Source organism: Psychrobacter immobilis (assembly GCF_904846175.1).
GTDB classification, from domain to species: Bacteria; Pseudomonadota; Gammaproteobacteria; order Pseudomonadales; family Moraxellaceae; genus Psychrobacter; species Psychrobacter immobilis_E.
On record NZ_CAJGZM010000001.1, the window covers coordinates 70,256 to 87,509 of the forward strand.

General features: G+C 44.8%; 12 protein-coding genes. 7 read left to right on the forward strand and 5 right to left on the reverse strand.

Annotated features, from left to right (window positions below; genetic code table 11):
• The first annotated feature begins 35 nt into the window (after window positions 1–35).
• Genes hutH through hutI form a run of 3 tightly spaced genes read left to right on the forward strand, consistent with a single transcriptional unit; the run spans window position 36 to window position 4,102 of the window.
• Window positions 36–1,598 (forward strand): histidine ammonia-lyase, encoded by a 1,563-nt coding sequence (gene hutH, locus JMW39_RS00300; RefSeq protein ID WP_201542949.1) that lies wholly within the window; start codon window positions 36–38, stop codon window positions 1,596–1,598.
• Window positions 1,599–1,654: 56 nt separating this feature from the next.
• Window positions 1,655–2,731: a formimidoylglutamase gene (gene hutG / locus JMW39_RS00305; RefSeq protein WP_201542950.1), complete on the forward strand. Its 1,077-nt coding sequence runs from the start codon at window positions 1,655–1,657 to the stop codon at window positions 2,729–2,731.
• Window positions 2,732–2,755: 24 nt separating this feature from the next.
• Entirely contained in the window at window positions 2,756–4,102 is a 1,347-nt protein-coding gene (hutI, locus tag JMW39_RS00310; RefSeq protein WP_201542951.1) for an imidazolonepropionase, read from the forward strand.
• A gap of 104 nt (window positions 4,103–4,206) precedes the next feature.
• Here the strand turns inward: hutI and JMW39_RS00315 are convergent, their stop codons facing one another.
• The 5 genes from JMW39_RS00315 to JMW39_RS00335 all read right to left on the reverse strand — a co-directional run bounded on the left by JMW39_RS00315 (window position 4,207) and on the right by JMW39_RS00335 (window position 10,675).
• Entirely contained in the window at window positions 4,207–6,432 is a 2,226-nt protein-coding gene (locus tag JMW39_RS00315; protein ID WP_201542952.1) for a PhoX family protein, read from the reverse strand.
• A 201-nt stretch (window positions 6,433–6,633) separates the two neighbouring features.
• The gene (locus tag JMW39_RS00320) at window positions 6,634–7,500 is read right to left on the reverse strand and encodes a hypothetical protein (RefSeq protein ID WP_201542953.1); all 867 of its coding nucleotides are present in this window, start codon (window positions 7,498–7,500) and stop codon (window positions 6,634–6,636) included.
• A gap of 54 nt (window positions 7,501–7,554) precedes the next feature.
• Complete coding sequence (locus JMW39_RS00325) at window positions 7,555–8,097, reverse strand: DUF3124 domain-containing protein (RefSeq protein ID WP_201542954.1); 543 nt, start codon at window positions 8,095–8,097, stop codon at window positions 7,555–7,557.
• Window positions 8,098–8,114: 17 nt separating this feature from the next.
• The gene (locus tag JMW39_RS00330) at window positions 8,115–8,816 is read right to left on the reverse strand and encodes a potassium channel family protein (protein WP_201542955.1); all 702 of its coding nucleotides are present in this window, start codon (window positions 8,814–8,816) and stop codon (window positions 8,115–8,117) included.
• A 98-nt stretch (window positions 8,817–8,914) separates the two neighbouring features.
• Entirely contained in the window at window positions 8,915–10,675 is a 1,761-nt protein-coding gene (locus JMW39_RS00335) for a TrkH family potassium uptake protein (protein ID WP_201542956.1), read from the reverse strand.
• A 539-nt stretch (window positions 10,676–11,214) separates the two neighbouring features.
• Here JMW39_RS00335 and JMW39_RS00340 point away from each other — a divergent pair.
• The 4 genes from JMW39_RS00340 to kdpB all read left to right on the forward strand — a co-directional run bounded on the left by JMW39_RS00340 (window position 11,215) and on the right by kdpB (window position 17,245).
• A complete protein-coding gene (locus tag JMW39_RS00340) occupies window positions 11,215–12,768 on the forward strand; it encodes a TerC family protein (protein ID WP_320157906.1) in 1,554 nt (517 codons plus the stop codon).
• A 423-nt stretch (window positions 12,769–13,191) separates the two neighbouring features.
• Entirely contained in the window at window positions 13,192–13,272 is an 81-nt protein-coding gene (gene kdpF / locus JMW39_RS13375; protein WP_227500959.1) for a K(+)-transporting ATPase subunit F, read from the forward strand.
• Window positions 13,272–14,984: a potassium-transporting ATPase subunit KdpA gene (kdpA, locus tag JMW39_RS00350; RefSeq protein ID WP_201542957.1), complete on the forward strand. Its 1,713-nt coding sequence runs from the start codon at window positions 13,272–13,274 to the stop codon at window positions 14,982–14,984. Before kdpF ends, kdpA begins: the two co-directional genes overlap by 1 nt.
• A gap of 122 nt (window positions 14,985–15,106) precedes the next feature.
• The gene (gene kdpB, locus JMW39_RS00355) at window positions 15,107–17,245 is read left to right on the forward strand and encodes a potassium-transporting ATPase subunit KdpB (RefSeq protein WP_227679091.1); all 2,139 of its coding nucleotides are present in this window, start codon (window positions 15,107–15,109) and stop codon (window positions 17,243–17,245) included.
• Window positions 17,246–17,254 lie beyond the last annotated feature (9 nt).

Here is a 17,254-nt window from a genome sequence, read left to right on the forward strand (position 1 = left end):
TAATTAATATAGCACCTAAAGTTAGGATTACCCTTATGACTGTTATCAAAAAAATAATACTACAGCCACGTCAATTAAGCTTTGAAATGCTGCGCGATATTTACGAGCGACCTGTTGTATTGACGCTACCTGACAGCGCTTATGAAGCGATAGATGCCTCACACGAAGATGTACGCACCATCATTGCGCGTGATAAGAGCGCTTATGGTATCAATACCGGTTTTGGTCTATTGGCAAAAACTCGTATCAGCGATGATCAATTAGAATTACTACAGCGTAACCTTATCGTCTCTCATTCGGTTGGTACTGGTGAAGCATTACCCGCCAACGTGGTTCGATTGATTATGGTCATGAAAGTTGCCAGTTTGGCTCAAGGCTTCTCTGGCGTACGTCGCGAGGTCGTTGATAGCTTGCTTGGGCTAATTAATAATCAAATTACCCCAAATATTCCTGCCAAAGGCTCAGTAGGTGCCTCTGGTGACCTCGCACCTTTATCGCATATGACACTGGCTATGATGGGCGAAGGTCATGTTTATGTTGAGGGTAAAAAAGTACTGGCCGCTGATGCGCTAGCGCAGCATGGTCTTGAGCCTATTACTCTAGCGGCAAAAGAAGGTCTTGCTCTTATTAATGGTACCCAAGTATCAACCGCGCTAGCATTGCGTGGTTATTTCTTAGCACGTGATTTGCTTGAAACGGCAACCATCGTCGGTTCACTGTCTATCGATGCTGCGAAAGGCTCAGATGCGCCATTTGATGCGCGTATTCACGAAGTACGTGGTCATCATGGTCAAATCGAAATCGCCAAAGCACATCGTCAACTAATCAAAGGCAGTGCCATTCGCGCCTCCCATGATGGCGAGCAAGATGATAGAGTACAAGATCCTTACTGCCTGCGTTGTCAGCCACAAGTGATGGGTGCTTGCCTTGATATTATTAATCAAGCAGGAAAGACGTTATTGATTGAATCTAATGCCGTCACGGACAACCCTCTTATCTTTAACAATGAAGACGGTCCTGTTGCTATCTCAGGCGGTAACTTTCATGCTGAGCCAGTTGCCTTTGCTGCCGATATTTTAGCCTTGGCCATTGCTGAGATTGGTTCCATGTCTGAGCGCCGTATCGCTTTGTTAATCGATGCTACGTTATCAGGTGGCTTACCACCATTTTTAGTTGACAATGCAGGGTTAAATTCAGGCTTTATGATTGCTCATGTCACAGCAGCAGCGCTTGCCTCAGAGAATAAATCTATCGCCCATCCCGGTAGTGTCGATAGTATCCCAACTTCTGCCAACCAAGAAGACCATGTATCGATGGCAACGTATTGCGCACGACGCCTATACGAGATGGCACAAAATACCGCCACCATTATTGGTATTGAGCTCTTGGCTGCCGGTCAAGGTATCGACTTCCATCGCGGATTAGAGACCTCAGAGCCGTTGACTGTTGCGCATCAGAAATTGCGTGAACAAGTAACTTTTTATGATAAAGACCGTTACCTAGCCCCTGATATTGAAGCAGCAAAGCAGTTAGTATTAGCTGGCACGCTTGCTGAGCATTGGCAGTCATTGCGTAGTAATTGGTATGATTCTAAATAACAGCCTTTACAATAAAATCTAATAATATAAAGGCGAATGAAACAAGGAAGCTGACGATGGCATCATCAACCAACACAGCAACGAGTACGATAACCGATACAGCAACCGTTAGCCAAACAGGTGCTGATATGAGTCGATGGACAGGACGTGCAGAGCCGTTTGAGACAGCACGCGCCTGCTACTGGTATCAGTTGGCTCAGCCTTATATGCAGCAGCGTATTGGGCTGGTCGGTTTCGCTTGTGACCAAGGTGTCAGGCGCAATCAAGGACGCGTGGGTGCAAGAGCTGCTCCGCCATTGATTCGTCAGGCGTTTGCTACGCTGCCCGTCATCGCGGAGCTACAGCAGCGCTTTGATAATCAACTGCCAACCTTACTAGGTGACGCTGGCGATATTCATTGCCACGATCATGATGATTTTGCTGCCAACATGCTAGAACAAGCACAGATAACATACGCCAATACAGTGAGTCAGATTATCAAACAAGGCGGTTTGCCCATCGGTCTTGGCGGTGGTCATGCCATCGCTTATGGTAGCTTTTTAGGATTGTGGCAAGCTCTACCGCAAACAGACCTCACAACCCATAAAGACGCGACGCCGCGTATCGGCATTATCAACTTTGATGCACATCTTGATATTCGTCAGTCTGATGTCGCAACGTCTGGCACACCATTCCGACAAATTGCCGAGCATCTTGATGAACATGGTCAGCCCTTTCACTATTGCTGTATCGGCGTCAGTCGTTTTTCCAACACTGCCGCTCTCTTTGATCGTGCTGAACAGTTAGATGTGCATATCATCAGTGATGAAGACTGTACCAATAAGAAATGGAAAAAAATTGCAGCTCAAATAACAGGTTTTATCGAAAGCGTTGATATTATTTATTTAACGATTGATATGGATTGCTTGCCATCAAGTATCGTACCCGGTGTCAGCGCGCCAGCGGCCTATGGTATTGAGCTCAGTTTCGTTGAGCGCGCGGTCAAACTTATTATGGCGTCAAACAAAGTAAAAATAGCCGATATCGCTGAGATTAATCCTACCTTTGATATTGATCAACGCAGCTGTAAAGTCGCCGCTCGTCTCTTGGCGACTATTATAGAGCAGCATTTACTTATCACCGAAACGCACTAGCTTCAAAATAAGCAGGAGCACATTATGAATAACTCTAGCGAACAGATATTTGATGACTCTATCAATACTACAGACGTTATGGATAGCATGACATCGTTTGACCAAATCATTATTAATGCCAATCTCGCTACCTTTTCAGCGCAATACGGGTTTGATATTTATAGCGCCAATCAAAAAAATGGTCAAAATAAAAGCACACCTTATGGTCAGTTAGAAAACGCCGCTATCGGTTTCAAAGACGGTAAAATTGCATGGGTTGGCACGCATACACAAATAACGCCGCATCTGACCCATTATAAAAAAAATCAAATCAAAGACGTTGATGGCAACTGGATAACGCCTGGGCTCATCGACTGCCACACCCATATCGTTTATGCTGGCAACCGTAGCAATGAGTTCGAAGCACGACTACATGGCGCCAGTTACCAAGATATCGCTGCACAGGGTGGTGGCATTATCTCAACGGTTAGCTCTACCCGCGCAGCTAATGAAGAAGAACTACTTTCCCAAAGTGAAAAACGTCTGCTCGCGCTCATTAAAGAAGGCGTTACCAGTGTCGAAATAAAATCTGGTTATGGACTAGACTTGGAAACTGAACGTAAAATGCTAACAGTCGCGCGTAAGCTTGGTAAAAAGCATAACATCCATGTTAGTACCACTTATTTAGCCGCCCATGCCCTACCACCTGAATACAAGTCTCACATGCAGGACCGCTCGGATGATTATATAGAGCAAGTTTGCCAGTGGTTACCAATTTTGTATGCTGAAGGTTTGGTCGATGCGGTCGATGGCTTTTGTGAGAATATCGCCTTTACTGCTGAGCAGATTAAGCGCGTCTTTGAAGTGGCTCGCTCGTTAGACTTGCCAGTTAAGTTGCATTCTGAGCAGCTGTCAAATATAGGCGCTAGTGCTTTGGTAGCAGAATATAAAGGATTATCAAGCGACCATCTTGAGCATTTAGTAGAAGACGACATTAAAAAAATGGCAGCGAGCAATACGGTTGCCGTGCTATTACCGGGCGCGTTTTATACATTACGTGATACCAAACTACCACCGATTGAAGAGTTACGTAAACATCAAGTTTCCATTGCTATTTCAACCGATTGCAATCCTGGTACTTCACCGCTCACGTCGCTATTATTAGCAATGAATATGGGCTGTACACTATTTTATTTAACCCCTGAAGAAGTATTGGCTGGGGCAACCGTTCATGCGGCACAAGCATTAGGTCTAGCCAAAAAAGGCAAAATAGAAGTGGGTTACGATGCTGATTTAGCATTATGGGATATCAGCCGCCCTGCTGATCTTGCTTATCAAATGGGATTAAATCCTATCGCAGGTATTATGGTTCAAGGGCAATGGAATACCTAAGCAAAGTAATAACTGAACGCATAACCTCTTCTTAAAAGTGTCGTTTAAAAACACAATTTGGTTTTTTCGTTAACGATTAGGAAGGTTATTAAGTGCTAGTGGTTTTAAGTGCTACTAATAGTATCATCAAAGGACTCAGCCAATATCACATCGCCATCTTCTCGCGTAATCATCACCGTCGCTGAGCGTGGGGTACTGCCGCCGGCGACGGCGCCCCAGCTATTGCCTGGATGCTGAATGTTGATAAACAACGTTTTGAAATCTGGCGTCATCGTAATACCAGTCACCTCACAGCCCTCAGGACCGACGAAAAAGCGTTTGATATTGTCATTACTGGCAGGCATGCCGACTCGGGTTTGTTGCCCTGCCGAAGTGATTTTAAGGGTGCCATCGCTGACTTTGCCCGGTAGTGCTGCTAATAGCATACAACTACTGGTATCCGTATAAGCACCATCATCTGTCTGAATCCACAACACCCCACGTGGATCAAAATACAGTCCGTCTGGCGATGATAAATCGTTGTTGTCATTTAGCTGCGATAAGTTCTCTGCTGACAAATCACTTGGCGAGGCAAACAAATAAATATCCCATTCAAAACTTGTTGCCGCATGATCGCCGCCTGTTTCTGCCCAGCGAATGATATGACCATTATCATTACCAGCCGCCTTGCCGCCGACTTGATAGCTGCGTGGGTTGGACGCTGAAAGCGGCTGATCATCACGTACGCCGCGATACTTATTATTGGTCAAGGTCACATATACCTCACCAGTTATGGGGCTGACCGACACCCATTCGGGTCGATCCATCTTGGTTGCACCGACTACATCGGCAGCGGCACGGGCGAAAACCAACACCTCATCTTGTCCATGAAACGGCAATATACTATTAGAGGTATCCAGTCCATTTTGACCATGGATCAGTGCTTTCCATTCACCGCGACCATTTTCATGGAATATCGCGACATATAGTGTGCCCTCATTCATATATTTATCACCCGCTTTTAAGCCACCACCGATATCCGCATTTGACCACGTGGCTTTGGAAACGAACTTATAAATATATTCGCCGCGGGCATCATCGCCCATATAAAAGACCACAGGTTTGCCTTGCTCAACAGGTGCATAGGCACAATTTTCATGGGCGAAACGCCCTAGTGCGGTACGTTTTTGAGGCACAGAGTGTTGGTTAAAAGGGTCGATTTCGGTGATATAACCAAAGGTATTAAAGGCATGACGGTAGTCATCGGCAGCACTGGCACCGACGGCTGTTATATCCCAACGTGAAAACTCGTCGGGGATGGCAGCATCTTTGGCGTCAGGTGTATGCCACAGATATTCAAAGCCAGGGAAATTCTCCGTTGCCCCGTAGCGCTCGCGACCGTAGTTATGTGCAGCACTCAATTGAGGGGCATCTTGCCCACGGGCAAATACGCCTAAAAAATTCTCTTCGGTAGTCAGATAGGTGCCCCAAGGTGATAATCCAGCACCGCAGTTATTATTAATACCGCGAGTCTGAAATCCTGTCGGATCAAACTTGGTCTTAACCAAATCAGAGCCAGCAACAGGGCCTGCTAATTGGGCAGTCGTACTGCTGGTGATACGGCGATTGTATTTCGAATTGGGCACCATCTCATAACCCATACCGTCAGCGCGTCGGCTCATCTCAACCACAGCAACTCCATGACAGTTGACCTCGCGGCGCACGTCGCTCGCGAGGCGACGGTTTTGGAAAATTGGCGCGGCACTATTATCTTGGATGACATGGTAACCAAATGGGCTAAGCTCACTACTGTTTACATATTCGTGGTTCATCACCAACAGACCGTTTTCTGAGGCTTTGGCGTCGTACGTATTGCCCTTTTTGCCAAAGAACCACATACCATCATGGTTGTCACCCATACGCCATTCAAACGACTCAGCGGATTGCTCACGATTGTCCTTCCAATCCTCGATGCCAGATATCAGCGGCGTGCCTAGTGGTAATATCATCTCGGCTTTATAGCCTGCTGCTACCCTCATCGTCTCAGCCGTTGAATGCGGCACTGCTGTAAACTTTAAGGTTTCGGGGCGTTTTAAATCGCCTTGCGCAGGAATAGCGGCGCTGTTATCGTTACTAGGATTAACAGGCAAGCTGCTATCATCATCGTCACTACAACCGACTAAAGGTAGCGCACCAAAAAACGCTGCCGCCGTCAATCCTGTGCCGCCTTTTAGGATACTGCGGCGGTTCATACGGCGATTGATAATGGTTTGAAAGTTGATATTATTAGTTGGGTTAGAGTCTTCAACAAATTCGTGCGTTAGCGTTTGCTTGTTATTCAATGAGGTCATGTTCAGTCACCTTTTAGGCTGGATTTGCATAAAAAATATCGCGGCTTTATCGTTACAACCACTAAAATACGATTTACGATTTACGCTTGAGTCTACTGAAACTCCATGACAACTTGATGACAAATTTTTAGATAATGATCGATGAAAGATTATCCTATTTCTAATATGAACTTGAAGCTACACACTGTTTGCGTTTACTCCTTAAGAGCAACCTTCGACCAGATAGATAGCATCTGGTATACCGATATCAATACTTTCGACCTCTCCCTTTAACAATCTTTGCTTGTCTGCCGTCCACTCTGTTGATTTAATCCTATAACCATTCAACTTTTGACCGCCCTTGATATGATATTTAATTTGTATGGGCAACTTACCTTCTTTATTATTCATTTTAATATTTTCGGTTTTTAACGACTCTCCGAGTTGGGGTTCTTTTATCATCTCAAAGTTAACGTTAGCAATCAAGCTATAGTAGTCACCATCAAGCGCATATTTATCGACCTCATAAGTTAGCGCGTTATTATGCGCTTTCATCACCTCTGTCACTGCATCGCCAACATGGATGTCTGTATAAAAGGGTATGTTTGGAGCTTGAATAGTAATAAGAGCAACTTTGTTGTTTATGATTTGATATAGCACAGAGGCACGTTTACCGTACTCTTTATCCATATAGCTCAGTGCTGGATTACTGACGTAATAGCACTGCTCGTTGTCCGTTTCTTCCTTGATTAATCCTAAATTATTTAGTAATTCAGGGGTAATGCTTTGTCCAAAACTTAGCTTTTGGTAGCCTGCTGGCGTTACGGTTTTCTCATTAAATAGATTTGATACTTCGATAGCTGGCGCTTTATCTGCAGTAGAGGATTTTATAGGTGCAGGATTTATAGGGGTTTTATTATCTTCAGGCTTGCTTTTATGTACATCATCCGCTTGCGCCGTGACGTTACTATCTGAAAGTGAAGACTGCGAGTCACAGCCTGTTATTAGTTGCGCCGTAGCGAGCAAGACAGTGGTAAGTAGTACCGTTTTAATAGTTGCTAAAGATAAATCTTGGGTAAAATTTAACATGGCAACACTCCTAAATTTGGCTTATCGATATCAATGAAGCGTAGAAAACCATCACTACAAAACCGGCGTACCCTGCGTACTAAAAGCAAAGCCTTTATTGCTAAAATTACCAATCATCACCGCCTCAATGACGGGCTTAACGGTTTCATCTATGCCTTCAACTTCAATGATAAACTTTGCCCCAGAACCCCCTTTATCTTCTTCTTTTTCGACGATATAATTTAACGTCGCCATGGCGGGCAGCTCAATAGTCTCTGTTAAATATGACTTTACAAGATCGCCATCGGTACTGTAATAATCTATCTTATTAATATAGAGCGATTTTTTTAAAGTGGTATTGCGCACGCTTAAGGTCGCTGACAGTAAAACCTTACGATTATCTCTATCGGTATAGATATCTGAATAAATCGGTACATAAAAGGTTTGTTTATAACCAAACTGGCTGTGATCGACTTTTTTAGATCGCTTCTCAAGTTCTTGAATCGGGTCTTGGTGCTTCTCTGAAAACATGACATTTGGGTTTTGTTTCGACTCATCACAGCCGCTGAACAGCATGAGACTGGCAAGACATAGCACGGATATGCAGCACTTATTCATAACGTTATCCCTAGCGATTAGTGTACTTTAACCCCTACACTACGTAAAAAATTATTGATATGTTTGTTAGCGCCATAAACCACCAATACATCATTTTCTTGCAGTACTTGCTCTGGTGTGGCCAATCCCTGAATGCTAGGTTTGCTCTGCTGACGGCCAAAGCTGTCTTGGTAATGCTCATAGTGCATGGTGCTCAACAGCTTAATATTAAACCTATTTTCTAGCTGTAATGTCGCTATTTGTTTGCCAATTAAAGGAGTAGGAATAGCAATCTCGACAATACTAAAGTTGTCAGTCAATTCAAAAGAGTCAACGAAATAACGCAATGACAGCCGTTTTGCCCAGCGCATGGCCGATTCTTTTTCAGGATGAAAAATATCGTCGACCCCAATCGCTTGTAGTACTTTTTCATGTAAGGGGTTGATACTACGGCTGATTAGGCGCTTGGCTTTTAGGGTTTTAAACAGCGCCGTTGCCATAATATTGGCTCCTTCGTTTTCCCCAATTGCTACTACCACTATATCGGTATCCATAATAGGCAAGCCATTGACGGTATATTCGTCGGTGGCATCCATGCAGATAGTATGAGTGATGGCTTCTTTATACGCTTCAACTTTTTGCATGCTGCTATCAATGGCGATGACTTCATGACCTTGGCTCGTCAGCGCCATGCCTAACGAAGACCCAAAACTACCCAAACCTGCAATGATATATTTCATAATATTCCTTGTCACTCATGCCATTCAAAAAGTAGCAATTGCGACGTATTTAGTTAATACCTAATGAGTTATAAGTTATTTTTTTAATTAACCTTAAGTTAATTAATAGTAATCTCTTCAGTCGGATAACGATAGTTACGCTGGTATCTGTTTTTAAGTAAGGCGACAAATATCGTCAACATCCCCACCCGCCCAACAAACATAATCACTGAGACAACCAGCTTATTAAAGGTCGATAGCTCAGCGGTTAAATTTAAACTCAAACCAACCGTACTATAGGCAGAAAAGCATTCAAAAATCACTTTAATCAAATCAAGCTCGGGCTGATCGTAGCTGATAAGAGTGACACCCATGCCAATGACAAATAACGACAGCCACATAATGGAAAACGCCCGACGAATAGAGATATCAGCAATCTCGCGCTGAAACACTTCAACCTTGGTCTGACCACGGGCTAAGCTCAAGGTATTTAACACCGCAATGGCAAAGGTGCTGGTTTTTATACCACCGCCGGTAGAGTTTGGTGAGGCACCAATCCACATCAAAAAAATCGTCAGCATAATGGTTGGAAATGCGAGCGCATCCATATCGGCAATATTAAAACCCGCGGTACGCGGTGTAGCTGCCGTAAACAGCCCTGTGATTAGCTTCGCGGAAAAACTCTGATGCTCAGCAAGTATGCCGTTGTATTCAAACAGCATTACCCCAATCACACCAATTAACAATAAAGCGCCAGAGGTAATTAACGTAATACGGCTATTGATACTCAGCAGCCACGGCTGATAGCCGTAACGTGGATCATTCTGAAAAATCGCCCTTTGGGCACGGTGGCGCAGATAGCGCAATAGATTGACGACAATAATAAAACCCATACCGCCAAATAAGAAAGTGGTGCTAATAATGAGCTGTAAAGGATAATTAAAGCGCAGTGACTCATCGTATAAGCCAGCACTAAAGGTAGAAAACCCTGCATTACAAAAAGCGGAGATGGCATGGAATATCGCAAAAAACAGCCTTTGTGTAAAGCTCATCCCCGGTAAATCATAGATACTTATATAAATTAAAATAGCAGCAAGCGCCTCAACCCCAAAAGTCACATATAAAATGGACTTAAGGGTAGTAACCATATCGCCCATCCGTCGTGAGATGTTCATTTCACTGATACTGAGCTGCGTCTCATAACTGACGCCGCCCTTAAAAAAGTAACTAAAGTAGGTCACAAAGGTCAGAATGCCCAAACCACCAATTTGAATCAGCCCGATGATAATCAGCTGCCCAAACGTAGTAAAACGGGTCGCCGTATCCACCACAATCAGCCCTGTCACACAAACCGCACTGGTGGCCGTAAATAGCGCATCGACAAAGGATATCGGCTCAGTGGTGGCATTGGGCATCATCAGCAGCAAGGCTCCGACCAATACTACAGATAAAAAACTTAAGATAAAAAACTGACCCGGATTCAAAAAAGTCCGATTAAGACTGAAATTATTGTCCGATATCTCACGGATAAAGGTGACAAAAACGGCAATCTTAATCGCAATAAAACCGTCTACCGGCATCGATAATCCGGAGCGCGCCAGCTCAAAGAAATGCACCGCCAATAATATAAAAATAGCGATACTGGCTAGCAAATCGAAAACGGCGACTTTGTTAACAGACAATCGCGACTTTGAGCGAATATAGCGCCCTACCGTGGCCACAAAACCCAATAGAATAATCGCCAAATAAAAAATATGAAAAATATGCTGTAGCCACGTCGTGAGCGTAAAACCACTATCGACTAAGGCAATCCCAACGCCAATGGCGCCGATAACAATCGTGAACTTATTCAACAGCCGATACGGTAGGGCTGGATGCATAGCCTAATTCCATGAGAGGAGTAACGATAATACTTATACGCCTTTTTTTTACCATCCCCTAAAAATTTTTTAAAAGAATCGTAACCAGTTATGATGATTTTAATGTTAAGAAACTTTAAGTATAGAACGAGCTAACGCAGTGCTTTATGCCTGCTATCTAAAACTAGCTGAACTATGCTATCGACTCAGCAGCTATTAGCTTTAAAGCGCTTAATCAAAAATCCTTATGAAACGTCGTTACAGCAGTAAGTAAGCTGTCAACGAATAAAGGCGGTAACACTAAACAATCCTTCATTTACAGCGCACTAATCGCTCAAAATTAATATGGTGTCATTCCAGTCTTATCTCTATACAATCGCTTTATCTTCGTTTACCACACCTATTGTAAGAAACTTTGAGATATATCAGTGAGGTTATCTATTAACATTAGAGACGTTAAATGTAAGATAGGCACTTAAACCCTGATAATTATTATTCTAATTTAATAGTAAAGATATTACCTTCCCCCTAAACCTTTTTAACAGAGAGTATTCAATTCAATGATAGAGCTTCTAAGCGATCCTTCGATATGGCTTGGTTTCTTCACACTGGTTAGTCTTGAGATTATTTTAGGTATTGATAATCTCGTTTTCATTGCCATTCTCGCTAATAAGCTGCCCCCGCACCAACGCAGTAACGCGCGCAATCTTGGCCTTGGGCTCGCGCTCATTATGCGCTTAGGACTATTATTCGTTATGTCATGGCTCATAACTTTGACTGAACCTGTGATCAGCTATGGTCAGTTTGATTTATCGGTCAGAGATTTGATCTTAATTGTCGGCGGATTCTTTTTATTACTCAAAGCGACGCTTGAGCTACATGAACGCTTAGAGGGCAAGCTTGAGACCAATAACAATAGCAAAGTCTATGCCGGCTTTGCCGCGGTCGTTGCGCAAATTGTTATCCTAGATGCCGTATTCTCGTTTGATGCGGTCATCACCGCAGTCGGCATGGTCAAGCATTTAGAAGTGATGATGGCGGCGGTTATTGTGGCGATGGCGGTGATGGTTTTGGCAGCCAAAACCTTAACGGAATTTGTCGGTAAGCACCCGACTGTCGTTATCTTATGCTTAAGCTTCTTACTTATGATTGGCTTTAGCTTAATCGTTGAAGGCTTAGGCTTTCACATTCCAAAAGGCTACTTATATGCCGCCATTGGTTTCTCTATTATTATTGAAGCCTTTAATCAATTCATGCAGCGTAACCGTACGAAATATGAAAGCGCCATTCCGCTCCGCGACCGAACCGCAGATAATATCTTAAGACTGATGGGCGGCAAAACCGCTAATCATGAGGAAGAGTCGCTCACAGAAGATGATATTTCAGTACAGACTATCCCTTTTGCAGAAGAAGAGCGCTACATGATCAGTGGGGTGCTGGCGCTTGGCGAACGTGATGTTGAAACCATTATGACGCCGCGCTCAGAGATATCTTGGGTCAATATCGAAGGCAGTCTAGACGAGGTTCGTGAGCAAGTATTATCCACGCCGCACAGCTTATTGCCTATCTGCCAAGGGCAGTTAAACAAGGTACTCGGCGTCGTACGGGCCAAAGATATCTTAGCGGCACTCGACAAACAATCTAACGATATTCATCTGGCTCTAGCGCCTTTATTTACCAAGCAGCAGCCTGTTTTTGTCTCTGATACCATTGATAATTTACGTCTTATCAATTTACTCAAGAATGCCAAAGGCAACTTGGCAATCGTAGTCGATGAATATGGTCAAGTGGCAGGACTGGTGACGCCTTTAGATTTATTTGAAGCGATTGCCGGTGAATTCCCTGATGAAGATGAGACGTTAGTGATTTTTAAACAAGAAGACCACTGGATATCTGAAGGTACTATTAGTTTGGATCAGTTGCGCCTTGAGCTAAATGAGCCAAACCTCTTAGCAGATGCCGAGCAGCTGACCATCGGTGGTTATATCAATTTTAAACTCGATGGTATCGCGCAAGTGAATGAACACATCAGCAGCGAAGGTTATACTTTTACTGTGTTAGAGACGCTGTCCGCAAGAATTCTGTTGGTAAAAATCACAAAAGCGTTCAGTTAATAACATTGTCCAAAACATTGTCAATAACAGTCATGATTTATATAGCTAGTACTAAGCGTGCTAGCTATAACCTTTATCACAGAGGCTACGGAAAATTCATCCCAGTCGCAATGCATCTGTTTTAAAGTGAAGCCACTATATCAACTTCCGCCAAATATATTGCTAGCCTATAGCAATATCCGCACTCTAAAAAACATCTAAACGATGCCTTAAAAACTAAGGCTTTCTGCTCTTCTTACGTTTTAACACTGCCCATCTTTATACTTTCTTTATACCCCACCGCGTTATCTTGACAACACTTTTATACCCCTCTCGGCATACTGTTGCTATTAATAAGTAAGCAATAAAGAAGTAATAAAAGATCAGTCTAACCATCACTGATCTTCATTATTCATGGTTCATTGTGCGTTTTTGGAGAGTGTCATGGAAGTTTTTGCAGGGTTTCTAGCCTTCGGTTTATTCATCTATTTGTTATATGTACTGATTAAACCGGAGGCATTTTAATGACAATATATGCGCTATCACAGCTGGTTATTTATCTAATCGTTCTATTTACTTTAGGATATTTTTTATCAGGTTACCTGCTGCAAAGGATGCAAGCCCCTGTTTCTCGGCTTGAATCCCGTATTTTTACGACGCTGGGTATGATCGGTCAAGATGCCAAAGGCAAGCCTGCTTTTGGTATGAATTGGAAGCAGTACGCTGGCGCCATTGTGCTATTTAACCTCATTGGACTATTGGGGTTATTTGTTTTGCAGTCGGTGCAAGGACACTTGCCGCTAAACCCTGCCAATATGTCAGGCGTCACGTGGGACTTGGCGATGAATACCGCCATCAGTTTTATCACCAATACCAATTGGCAGGCTTACGGCGGCGAAAGTAGCATGAGCTACCTGACCCAAATGATGGGCATGTCGTTGCAAAACTTCTTATCAGCGGCAACCGGTATCGTGGTGGCTTTTGCTCTAATGCGTGGTCTGGTATTTAAAAAGAGCGCGCATCTGGGTAATGCTTGGATAGATTTATGGCGCTGTAATCTTTATATTTTGCTGCCGATAGCGGCAATTATAGCGGTGCTATTGATGAGCCAAGGGGTGATACAAACGCTATCCATGTATACCGATGTGCAGACCCTACAAGGTGAGTCGCAAACGATTGCTTTGGGCCCTGTTGCCTCGCAAGAAGCGATTAAGATGCTCGGTACCAACGGCGGTGGATTTTTTAATGCCAACTCCGCCCACCCGTTTGAGAATCCCACGCCCTTTTCTAACTTTATCCAAATGCTAGCTATCTTTCTTATCCCAACGTCGCTTTGTTTTTGTCTTGGCAAAATAAGCGGCAACCTCAAACAAGGTATCGCTATCTTAAGTGCTATGACGGTCTTGTTTATAGCGATGTATTCTTTGACCGTCAGCAGCGAGCTTGCCGGCAACCCTTGGTTGGCGTCACAAGTTCAAGGCCTTGCCGATGCCAGTGTGAGCGGCAACATGGAGGGCAAAGAAGTGCGTTTTGGCATTGTTGCCACGTCACTGTTTGCCACGATTACCACTGCCGCTTCGTGCGGTGCCGTCAACGCCATGCATGATTCATTTACCCCCCTCGGTGGACTGAGCACCATGTTGCAAATGCAATTGGGCGAAGTGGTCTTCGGCGGTGTGGGCGCAGGTCTCTACGGTATGCTGCTATTTGCCATCTTGGCGGTATTTATATCGGGGCTGATGATTGGCCGTACTCCCGAATATCTTGGCAAAAAAATCGAACCGTTTGAGATGAAAATGGTGGTCTTGGGCTTATTGGCCGCGCCAACGATGGTGCTAGTAGGCACAGCTATCAGTGTGATGACGACCAGTGGCCAAGCCGGTATCTTCAATCCTGGTGCTCATGGTTTTAGTGAAGTGCTCTATGCCTTTAGCTCGGCGGCCAACAATAATGGCTCTGCCTTTGCAGGCTTGGGTGCCAACTCTGTGTTTTATAACTCTATGCTTGGGCTGGCGATGTTGGTTGGTCGCTTTGGAGTCATCATCCCGGTACTGGCTTTAGCAGGATCATTGGCCAAGAAACCAAGATTAGAAGTTAATAGCGGCACCTTGCCAACCACCACGCCATTATTTGTCGGGCTTTTGGTCGGCACAGTGCTGATGATTGGCGCCCTGACCTTTGTCCCTGCTTTAGCGCTCGGACCCATCATAGAGCAGATTTGGATGTTGGGAGGCTAGCCGATTGAGTACAGGCAAGCATTAGACGAGTCGTTATTTAGTTAGTTAATTTATTACTAATAACGTGACTCGCTACCCAATAGTGAATCGACCCATTTTATGATTATGTGAGGAATACAAACATGAGCGTTTTATCAGATACTAATACACAGGCTGCAAATTTGCAGTCGCAGCAAGACCCCAATCATTCAAACTTACCCGAAAAACCAGCACAAGGCCTCCTTGATCCTGCTTTGATCAAGCCCGCCCTAAAAGACGCTTTACTTAAGCTTGATCCCAGAGTGCAATGGCGCAATCCGGTGATGTTTGTGGTTTATATCGGCTCGCTACTGACCAGTATCTTAGCGATTACGATGCTGATTCAAGAGCAAGCTGGCATTGTTTTCACCCTATCCATTACTTTTTGGCTATGGTTTACCCTGTTGTTTGCAAACTTTGCAGAAGCGTTAGCCGAAGGACGTAGCAAAGCCCAAGCGGCCAGTCTAAAACAGGCACGTCAAGACGTGCAAGCTCGCAGGCTTGCCGGCACTGACAGGCATTCTGTGCCGACTATGATTCAGGCAACAGAGCTTAAGCAAGATGATATCGTTCTGGTCAATGCGGGCGAGATTATTCCTGCTGACGGCGAAGTCATAGAAGGTTTAGCCTCCGTTGACGAATCTGCAATCACCGGCGAGTCTGCACCGGTGATTCGTGAAAGTGGTGGCGATTTCAATGCGGTGACAGGTGGCACTAAGGTGTTATCTGACTGGTTAATGATACGTATCACCCAAGCTCCCGGACAAGGGTTTTTGGATCGTATGATTGCCTTGGTAGAAGGCGCCAAACGCACTAAAACGCCAAATGAGATAGCGTTGACCATTTTGTTGGTGGCATTAACGCTGATATTTTTGCTGGTATGTGTGACCTTATTGCCTTTTTCACAGTTTGCCGTGCTGTCTTCGGGCAATGGCGAGCCGATATCGATTGTGGTCTTAGTGGCGCTGTTGGTCTGCTTGATACCAACGACCATTGGTGGTTTGCTATCAGCGATTGGCGTGGCAGGCATGAGCCGGATGATGCAGGCCAATGTCATCGCGACCTCTGGACGCGCGGTAGAAGCGGCAGGCGACGTTGATGTTTTGCTACTTGATAAGACTGGCACGATTACCTATGGCAATCGACAAGCGTCGCAATTTATACCCGCACACGGGGTGACAGAAAGTCAGCTTGCGGAAGTGGCGCTGATCAGCTCATTGACCGATGAGACGCCAGAAGGTCGCAGTATCGTCAAGCTTGCCCAAAGCCGTTTTGATATTGATGAAAATACATGGAAAGCAAAGCCGTTTGACACCATCGAATTTACCGCGCAAACGCGCATGAGTGGCACCGATATTGATCAGCGCCATATCCGTAAGGGGGCGTTTGATGCCATCGTAAAATGGGTAGAAGCACAAGGCGGTATCTTACCTACTAACCTACAGCAACAAGTAGAAGAAGTCGCGCGCCGTGGTAGTACACCGCTACTGGTCGCCGACAGTCAGCAATTGCTTGGCGTCATCGAGCTTAAAGACGTGGTCAAATCCGGCATAAAAGAGCGCTTTGCCGAGCTGCGCAAGATGGGCATTACCACCGTGATGATTACTGGCGACAATCCTTTGACGGCGGCAGCCATTGCTGCCGAAGCAGGCGTCGATGACTTTATGGCGGAGGCAACCCCTGAGCAAAAGCTTGAAAGAATACGCAGCTATCAGCGTCAAGGTAAGCTAGTCGCCATGACCGGCGATGGCACCAATGATGCACCGGCACTGGCGCAAGCAGATGTGGCTGTCGCTATGAATAGTGGTACTCAAGCGGCTAAAGAAGCCGCCAACATGGTCGATTTGGACTCAAATCCGACCAAGCTGATTGAAGTGGTGCAAACCGGCAAGCAGATGCTCATGACTCGCGGCGCACTGACGACATTTAGCTTAGCAAACGATATCGCCAAGTACTTTGCCATTATTCCAGCCGCCTTTGCCAGCACCTACCCTGCGCTTGGGGTATTGGACATTATGCGACTAGGCAGCCCTCAAAGCGCGATTTTATCGGCTATTATTTTTAATGCGTTGATTATTGTGTTTCTCATTCCACTGGCGCTGCGCGGCGTGACTTATAGACCTGATTCTGCCATCAATTTATTGCGCCGCAACTTGCTGATATACGGCTTGGGTGGACTCATTCTTCCCTTTGTCGGTATCAAAGTAATCGACATGCTCATTAATGCCTTGCACTTGGTATAACCAACGATA

Coding starts and splice junctions, on each gene's coding strand:
- hutH (WP_201542949.1), top strand. CDS start 36: ATGACTGTTATCAAAAAAATAATACTACAGCCACGTCAATTAAGCTTT.
- hutG (WP_201542950.1), top strand. CDS start 1,655: ATGGCATCATCAACCAACACAGCAACGAGTACGATAACCGATACAGCA.
- hutI (WP_201542951.1), top strand. CDS start 2,756: ATGAATAACTCTAGCGAACAGATATTTGATGACTCTATCAATACTACA.
- JMW39_RS00315 (WP_201542952.1), bottom strand. CDS start 6,432: ATGACCTCATTGAATAACAAGCAAACGCTAACGCACGAATTTGTTGAA.
- JMW39_RS00320 (WP_201542953.1), bottom strand. CDS start 7,500: ATGTTAAATTTTACCCAAGATTTATCTTTAGCAACTATTAAAACGGTA.
- JMW39_RS00325 (WP_201542954.1), bottom strand. CDS start 8,097: ATGAATAAGTGCTGCATATCCGTGCTATGTCTTGCCAGTCTCATGCTG.
- JMW39_RS00330 (WP_201542955.1), bottom strand. CDS start 8,816: ATGAAATATATCATTGCAGGTTTGGGTAGTTTTGGGTCTTCGTTAGGC.
- JMW39_RS00335 (WP_201542956.1), bottom strand. CDS start 10,675: ATGCATCCAGCCCTACCGTATCGGCTGTTGAATAAGTTCACGATTGTT.
- JMW39_RS00340 (WP_320157906.1), top strand. CDS start 11,215: ATGATAGAGCTTCTAAGCGATCCTTCGATATGGCTTGGTTTCTTCACA.
- kdpF (WP_227500959.1), top strand. CDS start 13,192: ATGGAAGTTTTTGCAGGGTTTCTAGCCTTCGGTTTATTCATCTATTTG.
- kdpA (WP_201542957.1), top strand. CDS start 13,272: ATGACAATATATGCGCTATCACAGCTGGTTATTTATCTAATCGTTCTA.
- kdpB (WP_227679091.1), top strand. CDS start 15,107: ATGAGCGTTTTATCAGATACTAATACACAGGCTGCAAATTTGCAGTCG.